Genomic DNA, 19,293 nt, shown 5'->3' with positions numbered 1-19,293 from the left:
TCATTTCTTCTTCGCTTTTTTCGCGGACGTCTTCGCCTTCTTCACCGTTTTGCCGGACCTGGAAGCGCCCTTCTCTTTCTCCGCCGGCGCCAGCATCGTGCCGCGGCACTTGCGCGCCCCGCAGCGGCATTCGTATTCCTTCTTGAGCTTCTTGGTCTGGCGCGCGTCGATGACGAGGCCGTAGTCGTAAAAGACTTCCTCACCCTCGGCGATGTCGCGCAGCGCGTGCACGTACACGTGACCGTCGATCTCTTCGGCTTCGCAGTTCGGCGCGCACGAATGGTTGATCCAGCGCGCGCTGTTGCCGTCCACTTTGCCGTCGATCACCTTGCCGCTGTCGAGCGCGAAATAGAACGTGTGATTCGGTTCGTCCGGATTGTGCGGATGACGGCGCAACGCTTCTTTCCAGGAGATCCGCTCACCCTTGTATTCGATCAGCCGTTCGCCGGCCGCAATCGGCTCGATGGCAAACACGCCTTTGCCGTGCACACCCGAACGGCGCACGGCGATCCTGCGTGAACTCATTGAATGAATCCTTGTGAAGAACTAGGGGTGAAGATCCGGCAGCCGTCAGAAATGCACGCGTCTAACGCGCTGCTTTTTCCGACGCGGATAGCAAACGCGGCGCCTTGCGAGCGCCGCGTCGACCTGCGACGCTCATGCGCCACATCCGGCATCCTACACGCTCAAGACGGCTTCGTTCAACCGTCAATAAGACGTGCGCGCGCAAGGCGCGTTGACAGCTTCACCGTTGTCCAAACGAAATCTCGCCGAACAGGGCTTTTTGGTCGCGCGGTTGCGAACGCCAGTACTGCGGCGGCGCTTCGACCGTCGCGCCGAGTTGCGCGGCGGCATGCCACGGCCAACGCGGGTTGTACAGCAACGCGCGGGCCATTGCGATCAGATCGGCATCGCCTTCTTCGATGAGTTGCTCGGCATGCAGCGGATCGGTAATCAGGCCCACGCCGATGGTTGTCAGGCCGGTTGCCCGTTTGACGGCCCGCGCGAAAGGAATCTGATAGCCCGGCTCAAGTGGAATCTTCTGCAATGGCGAAACACCGCCGGACGACACGTCGATCCAGTCGCAGCCACGCTTTTTCAATTCCTGCGCGAACGCGATCGTGTCCTCGAGCGCCCAGCCGCCTTCGACCCAGTCGGTCGCCGAGACGCGCACGCCAACCGGTTTGTCGGCGGGAAACGCGGCGCGCACGATGTCGAAGATTTCCAGCGGAAAGCGCATACGGTTTTCGCGCGAACCGCCATAGTCGTCGCTGCGCTGATTGGCGACCGGCGACAGGAACTGGTGCAGCAGATAGCCATGTGCCGCGTGCACTTCCAGTGCATCAATGCCGAGGCGTGCGGCACGACGCGCGGAGGCCGCGAACGCTTCGCGAATCCGGTTCAGTGCGGGCGTGTCGAGAGCGAGCGGCGGCTCTTCACCCGCCTTGTGCGGCAAAGCCGACGGCGCATGTGGCAGCCAGCCACCTTGCGACACCGGAATCAGTTGCCCGCCTTCCCAGGGCACATGGCTCGACGCCTTGCGCCCTGCATGCGACAACTGCATGGCGACGCGAATCGGCGAATGCTTGCGGATCGCGGCCAGAACCGGCTTCAGGGCGGCTTCGGTAGCGTCGTCCCACAGCCCGAGATCGCCCGGCGTGATGCGGCCATCCGGTTCGACGGAGGTCGCCTCGATGCACACCATGCCGGCGCCGGATAACGCGAGACTGCCGAGATGGATCATGTGCCATGCCGTCGCCTCGCCACGTTCGGCGGAATACTGGCACATCGGGGAGACAACGATACGATTGGGAAGCGTCACGCTACGCAGCGTGAGCGGGGAAAAAAGCGCGCTCATGGATTACGCCCAGTAGAAACCCGAGAGCGATCGAGCATAGCACCGCGGATGATTGTCTGCAGGCACGCGCGGATCAGGGTTTCGGCCCGACCTGATCGAGCCACTCACCGAACATCCGGCGCGCGGCGACTTCCAGCGCCGGACCGAACTGCGCGGTCTCGGTCCGCAACTGCCGCGCGTCGATGCCGTGGCCGGCAATCTCACCGGCATTGCCGATCAGCCAGGGTTCGAACCGGTCAGCGCGAATCTCCGGATGACATTGCAGGCCCAGCACATGGCCGCCCCAGGCGAACGCCTGGTTTTCGCAGGCAGGCGTCGAGGCGAGACGTGTGGCGTTGCCGGGCAGGTCGAAGGTGTCGCCGTGCCAGTGCAGCATCGACGTGTGGGCGCCGTCCAGATGACGCACCGGCGACGCACGGCCCGCATCGGTGAGCGTAAGCGGTGTCCAGCCGAGTTCGGTATGGCCCGCGGGGTAGACGCGTGCACCGAGCGCACGCGCGATCAATTGCGCGCCAAGGCAGATGCCGAGCGTCGGCAAACCGGCGGCGATGCGCTTTTCGATCATCGACAGCAACGGGACTAGCGTCGGGTAAAGCGCGTCGTCAGTTGCACTGATCGGGCCGCCGAGTACGACCATGAGCGATGCGGCAAACGGGTCCGGCGCTTCGATACGGGCAACGCCGACGTCGAGATAGCGCACCGGGCGCCCCCGTTCGCCGAGCTCCAGCTCAAGACTGCCCAGATCCTCGAAGTGCACATGGCGAATGGCCAGAACTTCCCGATTCATCAGCCTGTCCCACCTTCAGGTTGCCTAAAGACTTGCCGCTACACGGCGCGAACCAGCCGGCGGACGGCAATCGCCGCCCGCCGGAACACGGCTTCGCAGTGTAGCGGATTGCCCCAGGAGAAGCCGCCTTATTGGGCGAAGATCTTCCAGGTCTTCTTTTGGGTAGCGACGTCGGCCACTTCGTACACCGAGCAATCGAGACGCAGATCCGTGTCCGACATCTTCATGTCGAGCAGCGCGCAGTGATGCGGCGTCTTCTTCGGATTCTTGCTCGGCTCGAAGTGCGAGCAGCTCAGGCACATGCGGTGCGGCGGAATGGTGCCTTGCGCTTCCAACTGATGGATAGTCTTGAGCAGCGTGCGATAGAACAGCGTCTGTTCTTCCTCACGCAGCGTGCCGACCGCTTTGGCCAGGAAGTCCGGCCATTGCGCAGCGCGCTTCGCGGCCGTGCGGCCACGCGCCGTCAGCCGGACCGCGAGGGCGCGGCCGTCGTCGAGTGCGCGGCGCTTTTCGACCAGGCCTTTGGTCTCGAGCGTGCTCACGGCATCGCTGGTGGTCGCGGCGGTCAGGGCCGTTTCGCGGGCAATTTCGCCAAGACGCATCGGCCCCTTGCGTTGCATCAGCAAGACCAGGATTTCGCCCTGGGTCGGCGTAAGGCCTGCGCCTTCCGCCCATTCCCAAGCCTGGCTCCGCATGGCCGTGCTCAATCGCAATAGGCTGTGGGTCACTCGCCCGGTTGCCTGTTCTCCGTATACGCCTTCGCTCATAATCTTCGTTTGGTTTATTAAGCTTGCGAGCGATGTCGGCGAACCGCTGCCGAACACGCCCGTAGCCTGTGTGGGGTGGCCTCGCCCTAAAGCAGACGAGACGGTTTCTACTATCTCAAAAATTTACCGCCTTGCAAGCCAAAGGCAGATGAAACGACATTCTATGCGAGACCGGCCAATCGTACAGCTAAGTTATCCAACGCAAGCTGTGGATAACCATGGGAAAACACAGGGGATGGCATGTGTGTCGATTCTTGATAAGCAACTTGCCCCCTCTTTCCTTACTAAAGTTGTCCTCGTTTACCGCCATCGATGCGCCTCGGATCAGCCCAGTTATGGTTTACGTAGCACTTTGACTTTTCAGGGAATTATTCAGTTGTCCACAGGCAGATGCAATGCTTGTTAACTACTACTACGTTTGTATACGTAAATTTTAGAAAAACCTGAAGGCCCGCGAGCTGGAAATTTATTTACGAAAAAAAACCCGCACGAGGCGGGTCTTCCTTACGGTTTAACGTAAGCAATCCTCTATCTGGCTAGGCTCGCCACTGCAGACACTGCTGTCTGACAGCTTCATGCAAGGACTTTTCCTGCTCGAAAACGCCCCGCAGCCACGTCGCGTCGTTGACCTGACCGCGCGCAATCGCACCGATTTCGGCGAGCGCGTTGCCCGAACCCAATGCTTCGGCGTGCGGTGCAATCAGATCCAGCGTTTCGAGGATGTCTTCGGAAATCGTCTTGCGTTCGCTCGTTTGCGGATTGATGCAGTTGCCGGCCAGACCGAAGCGGCATGCTTCGAAGCGGTTGAACGTGTAGACGAGGTAATCGTCTTCCTTCGGTGTGATCGGCTTGTCGAGCAGCAGATGCCGGGCAAGCGTCTGGATGTAGCAGGCAATCGCCGCGGCGCGATCCACCGAAAACGGCGTATCCATCACGCGTACTTCGATCGTGCCGAAACCGGGCTTCGGCCGGATGTCCCAGTAAAAATCCTTCATGCTATTGACCACGCCGGTGTGGACCATCTTCGAGAAATATTCCTCGAAGCTATCCCACGTCAACACGAAGGGCGCACGGCCCGACAGCGGGAACGCGAACACGGAATTCAGTCGTGCCGAATGAAAACCGGTGTCGACGCCCTGCACGAACGGCGACGAAGCGGACAACGCGATGAAATGCGGGATGAAGCGCGACATCGAATGCAGCAGATACAGCGCGCTGTTCGGATCCGGACAGCCGATGTGCACGTGCTGGCCGAACACCGTGAACTGCTTGGCAAGATAACCGTACAACTCGGAAAGATACTGAAAGCGTGGCGTATCGACGATTTGCCTTTCACTCCATTGCTGGAATGCGTGCGTGCCGCCGCCGCACAAGCCGACGTTCAGACGGTCGGCCGCCGACACCAGCGTGTCGCGGATCGTGCGCAAATCGGTGACGGCCTGTTCATGCGTCGTGCAGATACCGGTCGACAGCTCGATCATGCTTTCGGTGATTTCCGGCGTGATGTTGCCGGGAATCTTTTCGTCCTTGATGAGGCGCATCAGATCCGAGCCGGCTTTGGTCAGATCATAGTCGTGCGTATTGACGATCTGCATCTCGAGTTCGACACCGAAAGTGAACGGTTTCGAATCGATGAAGGGTTCGAGCGACATAGCGTCCCCTGAGTCAGGTCGGCCGATGTGTGTCACATGTCTGTGTCACACGCCCGGCCGTTTTTGAATCGAATAAGTTGGATAAAGCGCGCAAATCAGACGCATCAAGCATTGGACAGCGCATCGGACAGCGGCGTGCCCTTACCGTGCGCTTACTCTTCGCGCCGTTCAGCCACCAGCGCCAGGCTGCGATACACGAGCCACGGCCCGAGAATCTGCAGCACGAAAATTGAACACATCACGATCGCGCGCAGTTGCGGATCGAAATTCGGATAAAGGTTGTAGGTATCGTCGACGAGCAGGTACGCAAGCGCCGACATGGGCGATAACGACAAACCGAGCGCCATGCCCTGCTTCCAGTTCAAGCCACTCGGCTTGGCGAAGGCCATCACACCCACCAGTTTCGCGACCAGACGCGCAACAATCAGACCCAGCGCCGCGACACCGCCAAGCGCGATGTCTTTCCATTCGAACGAAGTGAGCGTCAGCACGAACAGAATCACGGTCAACAACCAGCCGGCCGTGCCGAAATGTTCCGGCCACAACTGCGGACGCGCTTCAAGATTCTTCACGATGATGCCCGCGGCCAGCAACGCGAGAATGGTGGAAAGCTTGAACACATGCGCCACCGCAATGGCCAGCAGCACGAGGCCGAACAGCGCGACGAACGAATGCTCGTCCTGCATGTTCAGACGACGGTAAAAAAACGTGCAGGTGCGCGCCAGCAGATAGGCCAGCACGAGCGAGCCGACCAACAAATAAAGCGGCTGCAGAATCGTGGCGTAGACGTTGCCGTAAACCTCCTGATGCAACCAGCTCGAGACCAGTTTTTCGATCACCACCGCGTACATGCTGTTCAGCGCGGTAAGGGTCAACAACCGTTGCGTGACCTGGCCTTCCGCGCGCAGCTCGGTTTTGAGCTGGATCACCATTGCCGGCGAAGTCGCCATGGCAATCGCGGCGAGCACCGTTGCCACCATTAGCGGCACCTTCAGGAACAACAAAACCGGCAAAACCAGTGCGAACGTCAGCGTGGCTTCCGCGACGCTCGACAGAATCAGCCAGGGATTGCGGCGAATCCAGCGCAAATCGAGCCGGCTGCCCAGTTCGAATAACAACAAACCGAGCGCTACGTCGAGCAAAGGCCGCGCGGCGCTCGCGGAATCGGCGTCGATCACGCCGAAACCGGCTGCGCCGGCTACCAGGCCAATGACCGCGTACCCGGAAATGCGCGGCAAACGCCATGCGCGATAGCACAGTTCACCGCACAGACCCGCGGCGAGCAATGCAAGACCAGCCCAAAAAATGGCGTCGGGTGTGAGTGGCCATGCTGGAAAAAATGAAAACGCCGACTTCATCGTGATGGGTTCTCCTTGGCAGCAACGGCAGACAACACGAACCGGCGCAAACACCGGCGAGCGGATGAACGCATGAGGCGCTCACTGTCGCGATCGCTTCGCGTGACCCGCGTTGCGAGTTTTCAACGATCGGATGATCTGAATGTGCCGCAGCCGCAAGGGGCGCAGCGCATTCTGGGGGCGGCCGTAGCTACCGGCCCGGCACGGTGAAAGAACGCCGTCGACTTTGAATCAGATTCTGATTGCGCGGCACCGTTCCATTGCAGCGTGTGCGGCCAGCGGCGAGGCACGACGCGGAAAAGAACGGCGATTGTGCCATAGCTTTTTCAGACTTGACCGAAAAGACAGGAACATGCAGGCAAAACGGTAAAAACGTACGTTATCTTCGCGAGATGAGGAAAAAGCGACCGTTTTAAAAACGGGTCGGGCTCTCATAGCGTACAGATTCGACGTTGCAGATGTGTTTCCTGGCACACGGCCGGCGGCGTTTTCCTTCAACTTTCGACGCTTCGGGCTCAACGATTGCGCTCGATCTCGGGACGGCCTTTCTGTTTACAGGTTTACCGTATGTATACGTAGTAACAGTTAACAAGGTGACTCGTTTTCTGTGGATAACTCCGGTTTACCGAATCGATTCATCGGCTTGCCGTTCGCATAACAGGATGCACAGCGTGTGCGGCAGCGGCGGGTATACAAGGGTAACTTTTCGCGATTTTCGGCCGCGGCAAAGTTACCCCGTTTACGTCCACAACGGTTCCACATGAGTTGCGCCGGTAAACGGCCGGGTTATCCACAGGTTTCGGTGGATAACTTTTCTTCGCGCTGATGTCCGGCGTGCGCGGTTAACTTGTCGTTAACTCACCGTACCCTGGCGCAACGCACGCAAGAGGAAGCGGGCAGGATCGATGTCTTCGGCCAAATCCCGTTCGAGCGGCCACGGTTCACCTTCGATCTGCGAGGCGATCAGCTCCGCTCCGAGTGCCGCCCATACCAGACCGCGAGAACCGTACGCGAACCCGCCGTACAAGCCGTCGACGCGTGGCAGATCGAGCGGCCATGCGCCACGCAGGCGCTGGGCATCCCGGGCCGAGGCGGCTTCGTCGGCGAAGTTGCCGATCATCGGCATCCGGTCGCTCGTGACGCAGCGAAACGCGACGCGCCCGGCGAGCTTCACCGCCTCTGCCGGGTCGACGATGCCGTCAAAGGCCGGCAGCATCTGCGCGACACGCTCGAGGTTTTCCAGATGGCCATCCGGTCGCAACGCGGTGTCGGGGTCGTCGAGTTCGTAGGTGGCGCCGGTCAGCGTGACGCCGTCGGCGAGCGGGACCGCGTAGCCTTCGCCTATAACCGGCATCTCGAGTGTGGGCACCGTGCCCGGCGGCAGCAAAGTCAACTGGCCGCGGATGCTGCGGGTCGGCGCGTACTGCAAACCGGCGAGCCGCGCGGCGTCGTGCGCGCTCGCGACAATGACCACCGGCGCGCGCGCGATGGCTTGCCCAGTTGCGTCGAAGACGGTCCATTGATTGCCGGACCGTTCGAGGCGCGCTACGTCTACTCCGAAGCGGCGTTCGAGCAGCCCGCCCGCGGCTGCGCACTGTGCGGTGCAAAGCGACGCCGGGTCGATCCAGCCGCCTTGGGGAAAGAGCCAGCCGCTTTGCGCGAGCGGCATGCCCGCAAGCCTTTGCGCCTCGTTCAGCGAAACGGGCGTCACATATTCCGCCGGGTAACCGAACGCGGCGATTGCCTCGCTCATCGAGCGGGCTTCTTCGTCGTCCGCGGCGATCTGCAACAGCCCTGGCTCGCCGCGCAATGGACGGTAACCAAGCCGTTCGAGCGCGGCCCAGCGTCTGAGCGTGTAGAGAAAGCCCGCGCGCGTGACGCGCGAAGCGACGCTGTCGTCGCGCGAGATCATGGGATGGAACACGCCGGCCGGATTGCCCGAGGCGTCCTGAGCCACCGACGCGTGCCGCTCCAGCGACGTGACGCGCCAGCCGCGTGCGGCCAGCCGCTCGATCGCCGCGCAACCCGCGAGGCCGGTGCCGATTACGATCGCATGCCGCTCATCGACTTCAAGTGGCGCGGGCGGCTCATAGCGGCGGACACGCCAGCGCGGCGCGAAATGGCCGACCAGCATCGCGCGTTTCCAGCCAAAACCATCGACTTTTTGGTACACAAAGCCGTTTTGCGTCAACGCGCGCTTGATGTCGCCGGCACTGCTGTAGGTTGCGAATGTGGCGTTCTCGCCGGCCATCCGGGCGAGCGCCTTGAAGATCGCCGGCGTCCACATTTCTGGGTTTCTTGCCGGGGCGAAGCCGTCGAGATAGAACGCATCGGCGCGCAGCCTCAACGCCGGCAGGCTCTCCGCGGCGTCAGCGAACACCAGCGTCAACGTGATTCGCCCACCCTCGAATTCGAGCCGGTGCGTGCCGGGGACGAGCATCGGCCATTCAGTTGCCAGCGTTTCCGCGAGCGCGGCGATCTCCGGATTCGAGATCGTCGTCGCATAGACGCTGCGCAAATCGGCTTGAGTAAACGGATGCTTCTCGGTCGACACGAAGTGCAAGCGCTCGCAGCGCGCCGGATCGGCACGCCAGGCGGCCCAGGTCATCAGGAAGTTGATCCCCATGCCGAAGCCGGTTTCGAGCACGGTGAAAACGCGGCGGCCCTGCCATCGCTGCGGCAGTCCATTGCCGCGGAGAAAGACGTATTCAGCCTGTTCGAGACCGCCGACAGCGCTGTGATAGATGTCGTCGTAGAACGGCGAAAAAGGCGTGCCGTTGTCGCGAAAAGCGAGGACGGCGGGGATCAGCGGATCGGTCATGCGCGGCGGAAATGACGCTCGAAAGAGCGAGTCAGACGTTACCGCCAGCGCGCGCAGCTCGCCGGGCGGCGAAAAAGACGCGCTGCAACGTTGGCAAAAACCAACGCTAAGCCCCGTCCATACTGGGTTTCAGCCTTCAATTGGGCTCTGCGAGGAGGAAAAAGGAGGGTTTCCCCTCGATATCTGCCCCAGAACCGCTTAAATCTTCGAAACCCTTATCCTGATTGGGTTTGCGCTGCGCTATCATAGCAAGCGCCGCGAAGGGAGCGGCAGCACGGCCGACGGGCAGTCACTGCCCGGCGCTAATTGTCCGGAGGGGATCCGGAGCCGTAGCTGCTCGACGGCGCGGCCCGCGCACGTATAATCGGCGCGTTCGCGCTGTTCGTGTCAACCTAAACTCAGAAAGGAACCTTAATGAACAAACAGGAACTGATCGACGCCGTCGCAGGACAGACCGGCGCCAGCAAGGCTCAAACCGGTGAGACGCTGGACACGTTGCTTGAAGTGATCAAGAAGTCTGTGTCGAAGGGTGACGCGGTCCAGTTGATCGGCTTTGGCAGCTTCGGTTCGGGCAAGCGCGCAGCACGTACGGGTCGTAACCCCAAGACCGGTGAAACTATCAAGATCCCGGCCGCCAAGACCGTCAAGTTCACGGCTGGTAAGGCGTTCAAGGACGCAGTCAACAAGCGCTAAGCAGATTACTGCCTGGCAGTTGACACCCGCCAACGGCGGGTTTTTTTTCGTCTGCGATTTCTGATTTCTGTTTAGCCGCGACGGGCGTCGCAGCTAAACAATCAGCACCAGGCGGAAAGGCCGCTCGAGCTTAATCGTGGCGATGCACGATTTCGCCGTGGCCATGACCGTCGTGGTCATGATCATGGTCGTCTTCGTCGAAGTCCCATGCCGGGAACGGATCGGCGAACTGTTGCCACGCTTGCGGTCCCGCCGCGTATTCCTCATCGGTCACGAGGCACGCGTCGAACTTCGCTTGCCAGACAGCCGGGTCGATGCCGACGCCGATCATCACCAGTTCCTGGCGGCGATCGCCGATGCTCAGATCGTCCGGATCGCCGTACCAGTCGGCGGCAATTTCGGCGGCCAGTTCGTCATCACCGTCCGGCCATTCGCTGCGATCCTGCGCGGCCCACCACATCCCCGCCGGACCATGCCGGCAAGCACCACCCGCCTGCGACAGCGAACCGGCGATGTCGTTACGCGTTGCGAGCCAGAAGAAGCCCTTGCTGCGCAAGACGCCCTTCCACTCCTGGTGCAGCAACGCCCACAGGCGCTCAGGGTGAAACGGCCGCCGCGCGCGGAAAATGAAATTGCCGATGCCGAATTCGTCTGCTTCGCCGTGATGGGCATGGCCGTGTTCATGGTCGTGCCCATGTTCGTCGTTAAGCGACGCCAGCCAGCCCGGTGCGCTCGATGCCTCATCGAAATCGAAGCGCCCGGTGTTCAGCACTTCGGCCAGCGGTACCTCGCCGAAACGGCTCACCACCTGCACTGCACGCGGATTGATGCGGGCGAGGATGCGCTGCAAACGCGTGAGTTCATCCGCGCTCACCAGATCGGCCTTGTTCACCACCAGCACGTCGCAGAATTCAATCTGCTCGATCAGCAATTCGACCAGCGTCCGATCGTCTTCTTCGGTTGCGGCGATGCCCCGCTCGGAGAGTGCGTCGGATGAACCGTAGTCGCGCAGGAAGTTGAACGCATCGACCACCGTCACCATCGTATCGAGCTGTGCAACGTCGGACAGCGACGCGCCGTCGTCGTCGACGAAGGTGAAGGTTTCGGCGATCGGCATGGGCTCGGCTACGCCGGTCGACTCGATCAGGATCGCATCGAAGCGTTTTTCGCCCGCAAGCCGCTTGATCTCGACCAGCAAGTCGTCACGCAACGTACAGCAGATGCAGCCGTTCGACAGTTCGACGAGCTGCTCTTCGACATGCGAGAGTGCGGCGGCGTCGCGCACGAGCGTTGCATCGATATTGACGGCGGCCAGATCGTTGACGATCACGGCGACGCGCAAACCGGCGCGATTCGCGAGGATGTGGTTCAGGAGCGTGGTCTTGCCGGCGCCCAGAAAACCGGAGAGCACGGTGACGGGCAATAGCGGCTGGTTCATCGCAGTACGGTAAAACAAGAGGATTGGAAGGCGTGCCGGGTTGGGGTCGCATGACTCCGGGGCCGGAAGACGGCCGAACACCGACGGCAGCACGAAGCCGCATTGTGCATCAAACGGGGGGCGGCCGCGTGACGGGCCGGATCGGGACGCGGGTGAGTCAGCGTGCAGCAGCCGGCATCAGATTCCACTTGCGCAGGATCGCGGCGATCTGCATAGCATACTTATCACGCAGTGCCGGCGTCTCGGAGTGATACGCGCCGACCGCCTGCCAGGTATTGCCGTACTTGTTCATCTGGCGGCGCAGATGCCATGCCGCGATATAGACGTTCTTGCAAGGCTCCATCAGCGTGCCTTGCGAGATGCCGTATTGCGCGAGTACGGGCAGGTGGATCGAATTGATCTGCATCACGCCGTAGTCGGTCGAGCCGTTTGCGTTCTTGTGCTGCGCGTCCGGCCGATTGTGTGACTCCTGCCACGCAATTGCGCGCAGAATCAAGGGGTTGACCTTCTGATACTTCGCCGCTTCGTCAAAGCAATCGGCGCGCGCCTGCCCTGCTGCGATCAGCACGGCAAGTCCTGCGGCGACGGTGACAAAGGTTCGTTTCATCAGTCAAGACGACTAAACAAATCGCAAGGGTAAGATTTGGTAAGGCCATACATCGGCCATACTTCAGTCTCTGGAAGCCGGTGAGGCGTACTGGCCGGGCTTTCGTCGGCCATCGGGGAAAACCCGTGTTGGCAAGTCACAACCAGTACCTCGAACGGCTCGTATCATACCGACAGAGTTACATGCGTCAAGTTGGCTAACCGACATAATCAAGCGTAAAACGAAGCGCTTCTGCGGTTCGGCGCACACAAGCTCGTTTGCTTTCAATTGATTGACAGTCTGCGACGGTCTTTAGAGTAATCGCACGGCGCCGTTCGTTTTGTGACAAATCCGACATGAAAAACTGTTACTGTTCCTTTTTTTCGGGCATTGGATGTCCGGCATCCAAGGCGTTGATCGCTTGTGAAGCCGGCTGGCAGACCGACAGGGCGGCGGCCTGCTCAAATGTTCGCACTGCATGACCGTTGGCGGCTGTGGCCGTCGGCATCGATCCCACATTCCATGAGAAGAAATCGTATGGCATTGCGTCGCGTCGCAACGGCGCTGCTGGTGGCTGGATTGATCACCGCGCAGACAGCACAGGCACAGGTGACACTCAACTTCGTGAACGCCGATATCGACCAGGTGGCCAAGGCGATCGGCGCGGCGACCGGCAAAACGATCATCGTCGACCCACGCGTGAAGGGTCAGCTCAACCTCGTGTCGGAAAATGCCGTGCCTGAAGATCAGGCGCTCAAGACCTTGCAATCCGCTTTGCGGATGCAGGGCTTCGCGCTGGTCCAGGACCACGGTGTGCTGAAGGTCGTACCCGAGGCCGATGCCAAGCTGCAAGGCGTGCCGACCTACGTCGGCAATACGCCGGTGGCGCGAGGCGACCAGGTGGTCACGCAGGTGTTCGTGCTGAAGAACGAGTCGGCCAATAACCTGTTGCCGGTGTTGCGTCCGCTGATCTCGCCGAACAATACTGTGGCGGCCTACCCGGCCAACAACTCGATTGTCGTGACCGATTACGCCGACAACGTGCGGCGTATCGCACAGATCATTGCGGGTGTCGATACGGCCGCCGGCCAGTCGGTAGCGGTCGTGCAATTGAGGAACGCCAACGCGATCGACATCGCCACGCAGTTGACCAAGATGCTCGACCCCGGCGCGATCGGCAGCACCGACGCGACGCTGAAGGTGTCGATCACCGCGGACCCGCGCACCAACTCGCTGCTGATTCGCGCGTCGAACGGCGGCCGGCTCGCGGCCGCGAAGCAACTGGCGAAGGAACTCGACTCGCCGACCACCATGCCCGGCAACATGCACGTCGTGGCGCTGCGCAACGCTGACGCGACCAAGCTCGCGAAGACCTTGCGCGGGATGCTCGGTAAAGGCGGCGACACCGGCTCATCGGGTGGCTCGAACGAAGCCAATTCGTTCAACCAGAACGGTGGTGGTGGAGGTGGCTTCGGCAGCAATTCGACGGGCACGTCGGGTACGCCGCCGCTGCCGTCGGGCGGACTCAACAGCAGCTCGGGAGCGTCACCATTGGGCGGTGGCGGGGGCGGATACGGTTCGAGCGGCGGTTCGGGTTCAGCCGGCCTGCTCGGCGGCGACAAGGACAAGAGCGACGACAATCAGCCGGGCGGCATGATCCAGGCGGACTCTGCGACCAACTCGCTGATCATCACGGCGGCTGAGCCGGTGTACCGCAACCTGCGAGCGGTGATCGACCAGCTCGACGCGCGGCGCGCGCAGGTCTATATCGAGGCGCTGATCGTCGAGTTGAACTCGAACACGAACGCCAACCTCGGCATTCAGTGGCAGGTCGCGAACAATTCGATCTTTGCCGGCACCAACCTGGCGACCGGCACCGGCAACAGCATCATCAATCTGACGGCTGCGGCCGCAGCAACGGGCGCTACCGGCGGTCTCGCCGGGGCGCTCGCAACCCAGAATATCCAGCAGGGCCTCAACGTCGGCTGGATTCACAACATTTTCGGTGTGCAGGGACTCGGCGCGCTGTTGCAGGCACTTTCGCAGACGCAGGATGCGAACGTGCTGTCGACGCCTAACCTCATCACGCTCGATAACGAAGAAGCCAAAATCGTCGTCGGCACGAACGTGCCGATCCAGACGGGTTCGTATTCGAACCTCACGAGCGGCACTACCAGCAACGCATTCAATACGTTCGACCGCGTCGATGTCGGCCTGACGCTGCACATCAAACCGCAGATTACCGAGGGCGGGATTCTCAAGCTGCAGCTCTACACGGAAGACTCGGCGATCGTGAACGGCACGACCAACGCGGCTACCAATCCGGCTGGTCCCGAGTTCACCAAGCGTTCGATCCAGTCGACGGTCCTCGCCGATAACGGCGAAATCATCGTGCTGGGCGGCCTGATGCAGGACAACTACCAGGTCAGCAACAGCAAGGTGCCGTTGCTGGGCGATATTCCGTGGATTGGCCAGTTGTTCCGTTCGGAACAGAAGACCCGCGCCAAGACCAACCTGATGGTGTTCCTGCGCCCCGTGATCATCACCGATCGCGATACCGCGCAGGCCGTGACGTCGAACCGTTACGACTACGTCCAGGGCGTGACGGGTGCGTACAAGTCGGACAACAACCTGATCAAGGACAAGGACGATCCGGTGGTTCCGCCGATGCCGATCGGCCCGAGCCAAGGCGGTTCGCCTGCGATGAATCTGTTCGATCTCGACAGGATGCGTCGTCAGCAGATGGCGCCGCCGCCGGTCACGAATGGTGGCGCTGTGCAGACGAATCCGGTCACGAATGGCGGTGCTGTGCAGACGAATCCGGTACCCACGGCACCGTCCACGGCGTCGCCTGGAGTGCAGCCGTGAGCACGCCGTCCACGCCGCCGTCAGCTCCGGGATCGTCCGCAGCGGCGCGCGTCGCTGCATCGACGCAAGCCGGGGCGATTTCGCCCGCTGTCGTGGCGGAGCATGCCGAACGCATCGCGCCGTCGGCGGTCGCCGCACGGCTCGTGCCCTACGGCTTCGCCCGAGGCGGCCAGATTCTGGTCGCGCATCAGCACGCCGATAGTCTCGAAGTCTGGATCAGCGAACGCACCAGCGATGCTGCGCTTGCCGAAGTCGCACGCAACTTCGGCGCGTTGTCCGTGGTGCGTGTGCCGGCCGACGAACTTGCGCTCGCGATCAACCAGGCTTACGCGCGCCAGGACGGCAGTGCGGCACAGGTGGTCGGCGAAGTGGAAGGTGAAGTCGATCTGTCGCGTTTGATGCAGGACATTCCCGAGATCGAGGATCTGCTCGAGTCGGAAGACGACGCGCCGATCATCCGCATGATCAACGCGCTGCTCACGCAGGCCGCACGCGAACAGGCCTCGGATATTCACATCGAGCCGTTCGAGACTTCTTCTGTGGTGCGCTTCCGTGTCGACGGCACGTTGCGCGATGTCGTGCGGCCGAAAAAAGCGCTGCACGGCGCGCTGATCTCGCGGATCAAGATCATGGCGCAGCTCGACATTGCGGAAAAGCGTCTGCCGCAGGACGGCCGGATCACGCTGCGCGTCGGCGGACGTCCGGTCGACGTGCGTGTTTCCACATTGCCGACCGGCCACGGTGAACGCGCGGTGCTGCGTCTGCTGGAAAAAGACGCCTCGCGCCTGAATCTCGAAGCGCTCGGCATGGCCCCCGACACGCTCGTCAAGTTCGACAAACTGATCGGCAAACCGCACGGCATCGTGCTGGTGACCGGCCCGACCGGCTCGGGCAAGACGACCACGCTGTACGCGTCGATGTCGCGGCTCGAGACCGCGACCACCAACATCATGACGGTCGAAGACCCGATCGAATACGACCTCTCAGGCATCGGCCAGACGCAGGTCAACGAACGGATCGGCATGACCTTCGCGCGGGCGCTGCGCTCGATTCTGCGGCAGGATCCGGACGTCATCATGATTGGCGAAATCCGCGACCTGGAAACGGCGCAGATCGCGGTGCAGGCGTCGCTCACGGGTCACCTTGTGCTGGCGACCCTCCATACGAACGATGCGGCTTCGGCCGTCACGCGTTTGACCGACATGGGCGTCGAACCCTATCTGCTGGCGTCATCGCTGCTCGGCGTGCTGGCGCAGCGGCTGGTGCGGCGCCTGTGCCCGGTATGCCGCGAAGAACGCGTCGAAGAGGACGGCAGCGTGCGCTGGCATCCGGTCGGTTGCGAGAAATGCGGCCAGTCGGGTTATGCGGGACGGCGTGGTGTCTACGAACTGCTTCTGATCGACGACGAAATCCGCACGCTGGTTCACCGCAACGCATCCGATGCGGAAATTCTCACTTCGGGCCGCGCGCAAGGCATGCGTACGCTGCGCGAAGATTCGGACCGCTGGCTCGCCTCCGGGCTGACGTCGCTCGAAGAAGTGATCCGCGTAACGGGCGGAGCATAAGCGCATGCCGGCATTTCGTTTCGAAGCGATCGATGCGGCGGGCAAAGCGCAAAAAGGTGTGCTCGACGCGGACAGCGCGCGCGGCGCACGGACCAATCTGCGTTCGCAGGGACTGACGCCACTCGTCGTCGAACCGGCTGCGACGCGCACACGTGGTGAGCGCAATCAACGCTTGTCGCTGGGACGGCGTTTGTCGCAGCGCGAGCAGGCGATTCTCACTCGGCAACTGGCCAGCCTGCTGATTGCCGGTCTGCCGCTCGATGAAGCGTTATCGGTGTTGACCGAGCAATCGGAGCGCGACTACATCCGCGAGCTGATGGCGTCGATTCGTGCCGAAGTGCTCGGCGGCCATTCGCTCGCGAACGCGCTGACGCAGCATCCCAAAGACTTCCCCGAGATCTATCGGGCGCTGGTGGCTGCCGGTGAACATACCGGCAAGCTCGGTCTCGTCCTCTCGCGTCTGGCCGACTACATCGAGCAACGCAACGCGCTCAAGCAGAAGATCGTGCTCGCGTTCACCTACCCGGCGATCGTGACCCTGATCGCCTTCGGCATCGTCACGTTCCTGTTGAGCTACGTGGTGCCGCAAGTGGTGAACGTGTTCGCCAGCACCAAACAGCAACTGCCGATCCTCACCATCATGATGATGGCGCTGTCCGGTTTCGTGCGGCACTGGTGGTGGGCGATGCTGATCGGCGTGGTCGTGCTGGTGTATCTGGTGCGTTCGATCCTGAAACAGCCCGGCCCGCGCCTCGCTTTCGACCGGTGGCTGTTGACCGCCCCGCTGCTCGGCAAACTCGTGCGCGGCTACAACACCGTGCGCTTTGCCAGCACGCTCGGCATTCTGACGGCGGCGGGTGTGCCGATCCTGCGCGCGCTGCAAGCCGCAGCCGAAACGCTCAGCAACGTCGCGATGCGCGAGAACATCGACGATGCGATCGTGCGTGTGCGCGAAGGCACGTCCTTATCGCGCGCGCTCGGCAATACGAAGACATTTCCGCCGGTGCTGGTTCACCTGATCCGTTCGGGTGAAGCGACCGGCGACGTGACGACCATGCTCGATCGTGCGGCCGACGGCGAAGCACGTGAGTTGGAGCGTCGCACGATGTTCCTGACGAGCCTGCTCGAGCCGTTGCTGATTCTGGCGATGGGGGGCGTGGTGCTGGTGATCGTGCTGGCGGTGATGCTGCCGATCATCGAGTTGAACAACCTGGTGCAGTAAGGCTGAAGCCAGGCAGAACGCCTGGGTCAGCGCACGTAGATGGTTGGACCTGGCGCGTTGGCCGGCAGGAACACTTCGGAATGCGCGCCATTGCGGTCGATGATGATCGAGCGGGCGCGGACTTCGGAGAGTTTGGCGCCTTGCATGAGCGCGCTGCCGAGCGATACCGCATGCGGCGGTTCGCCACCGACGCTGACGATGGCTGCGGCCCCTTCCTGCAAAGCGAGGATGCCGAACAGATGCACGTCCTGGTTGGCGCTGCGGGTGAGCTGGCCGCCGAACAGCGTGGCAGCCTGATCGGTCGACACCTGCGTATGCGCGGCGGCAGCGGGCAACGGCGCGCCGGATGTCGTGGAGATCGTGATGACCCAGTAGGTCAGCGTCGCGCAGAACACGGCGAACAGTGCGAGCGACAGAAGGCGGATTTGGATAGCGTTCATGCGCTTATTGTACGGACTATTGTGAAAATTGCGTTGGGGTGCCTGGCGGTTTCCCGCAACCCTTCAAGAACATGACATTAAAATGACCGGCCGGGCGTGTTCAATGGCACCTTGATTGCCTGACGCGCGAATTCCGCCCGATCGAAATTTCACCTGAAAAGAGGTAGCAAGCTATGCAACTGTCGACCCTTCGCCGTCATGAAATCGCGGGTCCGCGCAGCCGTCGTCAACGCGGTTTCACGCTGATTGAAATCATGGTCGTGATCGCGATTCTGGGTATTCTGGCCGCGCTGATCGTGCCGAAAATCATGAGCCGTCCGGACGAAGCGCGGCGTGTCGCCGCCAAGCAGGACATCGGCACCGTGATGCAGGCGTTGAAACTCTACCGTCTCGACAACGGCCGTTATCCGACTCAGGAGCAAGGCCTGCGCGCGCTGATCGAAAAGCCGAGCACGGATCCGGCGCCGAACAACTGGAAGGACGGCGGCTACCTCGAACGTCTGCCGAACGATCCGTGGGGCAATAGCTATCAGTATTTGAACCCCGGCGTGCATGGCGAGATCGATGTGTTCAGCTATGGCGCCGATGGGAAAGCGGGAGGCGAAGGTAACGACGCCGACGTAGGGTCGTGGCAGTAGTCGAGTAGTTCATCGTTCGTGGCCGGCACAATGCGACTGTCCGCTTGCAAGTCCCGTGTGGACACTCCGTTTACGGCGTCGCTGCCGGGCACGGCGTGCGCCGGCGCGCGCGCGCGCGGCGCACGTGATTTCAGTGCAGGCGGCCGGAAGCGTGCAGCGGGTTTCACGCTGCTGGAAATGATGGTGGTGCTGGTGATCGCGGGCATTCTGGTATCGCTGACCGCGCTGACGATGACTCGCAACCCGCGTACCGATCTGAACGAAGAAGCGCAGCGTCTTGCGCTGCTGTTCGAGTCGGCCGGCGACGAAGCCCAGGTGCGCGCAAGGCCGATCGCGTGGCAGCCGCTCGATGGCGGTTTTCGTTTCGATCTGCGTACCGAAGACGGTTGGCGTCCGTTGCGTGACGATCTGCTTGGGCCGCGCAACTGGGAAGGCGGTGTGACCGGCGTCACGATCGATTACCCCGGATCGGACTCGCACCCGAGCCGTGTCGTGTTCGGCACTGAAGCGATCGACGTGCCCGTGCAGATCACGCTGTTTTCTGCCGCGGGGCACGCGACGATCATCGGCACTGGCAATGGCCGCTATGAGGTGCACTGA

17 protein-coding genes are annotated in these 19,293 nt (G+C 61.8%); 6 read left to right on the top strand and 11 right to left on the bottom strand.

Annotated features, from left to right (window positions below):
• From P3T25_RS11125 to mnmC, 7 genes are all read right to left on the bottom strand, one after another.
• Entirely contained in the window at positions 1-525 is a 525-nt protein-coding gene (locus tag P3T25_RS11125) for an SET domain-containing protein (RefSeq protein ID WP_429358099.1), read from the bottom strand.
• Positions 526-745: 220 nt separating this feature from the next.
• The gene (locus P3T25_RS11120) at positions 746-1,858 is read right to left on the bottom strand and encodes an NADH:flavin oxidoreductase/NADH oxidase (RefSeq protein ID WP_429358098.1); all 1,113 of its coding nucleotides are present in this window, start codon (positions 1,856-1,858) and stop codon (positions 746-748) included.
• A gap of 73 nt (positions 1,859-1,931) precedes the next feature.
• Positions 1,932-2,645 carry a glutamine amidotransferase gene (locus P3T25_RS11115; RefSeq protein WP_429358097.1) on the bottom strand — a complete coding sequence of 238 codons (714 nt, stop codon included), beginning with the start codon at positions 2,643-2,645 and terminating at the stop codon, positions 1,932-1,934.
• Between the two features lie 128 nt (positions 2,646-2,773).
• Positions 2,774-3,412, bottom strand: a complete 639-nt coding sequence (locus P3T25_RS11110; RefSeq protein WP_154558747.1) for a MarR family winged helix-turn-helix transcriptional regulator — start codon at positions 3,410-3,412, stop codon at positions 2,774-2,776.
• A gap of 536 nt (positions 3,413-3,948) precedes the next feature.
• Positions 3,949-5,064: a YbdK family carboxylate-amine ligase gene (locus P3T25_RS11105; protein WP_097390782.1), complete on the bottom strand. Its 1,116-nt coding sequence runs from the start codon at positions 5,062-5,064 to the stop codon at positions 3,949-3,951.
• 152 nt (positions 5,065-5,216) lie between these two features.
• The gene (locus tag P3T25_RS11100) at positions 5,217-6,422 is read right to left on the bottom strand and encodes a cation:proton antiporter (RefSeq protein ID WP_097390783.1); all 1,206 of its coding nucleotides are present in this window, start codon (positions 6,420-6,422) and stop codon (positions 5,217-5,219) included.
• A gap of 853 nt (positions 6,423-7,275) precedes the next feature.
• A complete protein-coding gene (gene mnmC / locus P3T25_RS11095; protein ID WP_429358096.1) occupies positions 7,276-9,243 on the bottom strand; it encodes a bifunctional tRNA (5-methylaminomethyl-2-thiouridine)(34)-methyltransferase MnmD/FAD-dependent 5-carboxymethylaminomethyl-2-thiouridine(34) oxidoreductase MnmC in 1,968 nt (655 codons plus the stop codon).
• Between the two features lie 414 nt (positions 9,244-9,657).
• Between mnmC and P3T25_RS11090 the strand changes: the two genes are divergently transcribed.
• Positions 9,658-9,936: an HU family DNA-binding protein gene (locus P3T25_RS11090; RefSeq protein WP_006050811.1), complete on the top strand. Its 279-nt coding sequence runs from the start codon at positions 9,658-9,660 to the stop codon at positions 9,934-9,936.
• 130 nt (positions 9,937-10,066) lie between these two features.
• Here the strand turns inward: P3T25_RS11090 and P3T25_RS11085 are convergent, their stop codons facing one another.
• From P3T25_RS11085 to P3T25_RS11075, 3 genes are all read right to left on the bottom strand, one after another.
• The gene (locus tag P3T25_RS11085; protein WP_429358095.1) at positions 10,067-11,374 is read right to left on the bottom strand and encodes a GTP-binding protein; all 1,308 of its coding nucleotides are present in this window, start codon (positions 11,372-11,374) and stop codon (positions 10,067-10,069) included.
• A 157-nt stretch (positions 11,375-11,531) separates the two neighbouring features.
• Complete coding sequence (locus P3T25_RS11080) at positions 11,532-11,981, bottom strand: lytic transglycosylase domain-containing protein (RefSeq protein ID WP_093634514.1); 450 nt, start codon at positions 11,979-11,981, stop codon at positions 11,532-11,534.
• 346 nt (positions 11,982-12,327) lie between these two features.
• The gene (locus P3T25_RS11075; RefSeq protein ID WP_171925286.1) at positions 12,328-12,504 is read right to left on the bottom strand and encodes a hypothetical protein; all 177 of its coding nucleotides are present in this window, start codon (positions 12,502-12,504) and stop codon (positions 12,328-12,330) included.
• Here P3T25_RS11075 and gspD point away from each other — a divergent pair.
• Genes gspD through gspF form a run of 3 tightly spaced genes read left to right on the top strand, consistent with a single transcriptional unit; the run spans position 12,498 to position 17,615 of the window.
• Complete coding sequence (gene gspD, locus P3T25_RS11070; RefSeq protein WP_429358094.1) at positions 12,498-14,828, top strand: type II secretion system secretin GspD; 2,331 nt, start codon at positions 12,498-12,500, stop codon at positions 14,826-14,828. The genes P3T25_RS11075 and gspD overlap by 7 nt on opposite strands.
• Positions 14,825-16,393, top strand: coding sequence for a type II secretion system ATPase GspE (gene gspE / locus P3T25_RS11065; protein ID WP_301717709.1), 1,569 nt, complete (start codon positions 14,825-14,827; stop codon positions 16,391-16,393). The genes gspD and gspE overlap by 4 nt, the downstream gene beginning before the upstream one ends.
• 4 nt (positions 16,394-16,397) lie before the next feature.
• Positions 16,398-17,615, top strand: coding sequence for a type II secretion system inner membrane protein GspF (gene gspF / locus P3T25_RS11060; protein WP_093634517.1), 1,218 nt, complete (start codon positions 16,398-16,400; stop codon positions 17,613-17,615).
• 26 nt (positions 17,616-17,641) lie between these two features.
• On the opposite strand, the gene P3T25_RS11055 is transcribed toward gspF, so the two are convergent.
• Entirely contained in the window at positions 17,642-18,055 is a 414-nt protein-coding gene (locus P3T25_RS11055) for a type II secretion system protein N (protein WP_154558751.1), read from the bottom strand.
• A gap of 173 nt (positions 18,056-18,228) precedes the next feature.
• On the opposite strand from P3T25_RS11055, the gene gspG reads away from it, so the two are divergent.
• Positions 18,229-18,693 (top strand): type II secretion system major pseudopilin GspG, encoded by a 465-nt coding sequence (gspG, locus tag P3T25_RS11050; RefSeq protein WP_154558752.1) that lies wholly within the window; start codon positions 18,229-18,231, stop codon positions 18,691-18,693.
• A 30-nt stretch (positions 18,694-18,723) separates the two neighbouring features.
• The gene (locus tag P3T25_RS11045; RefSeq protein WP_429358093.1) at positions 18,724-19,293 is read left to right on the top strand and encodes a GspH/FimT family pseudopilin; all 570 of its coding nucleotides are present in this window, start codon (positions 18,724-18,726) and stop codon (positions 19,291-19,293) included.

Source organism: Paraburkholderia sp. GAS32, assembly GCF_050434225.1.
Taxonomy (GTDB): domain Bacteria; phylum Pseudomonadota; class Gammaproteobacteria; order Burkholderiales; family Burkholderiaceae; genus Paraburkholderia; species Paraburkholderia madseniana.
Note: the sequence above shows the minus strand (reverse complement) of the source record. Positions and strands in the feature narration are given on the sequence as shown.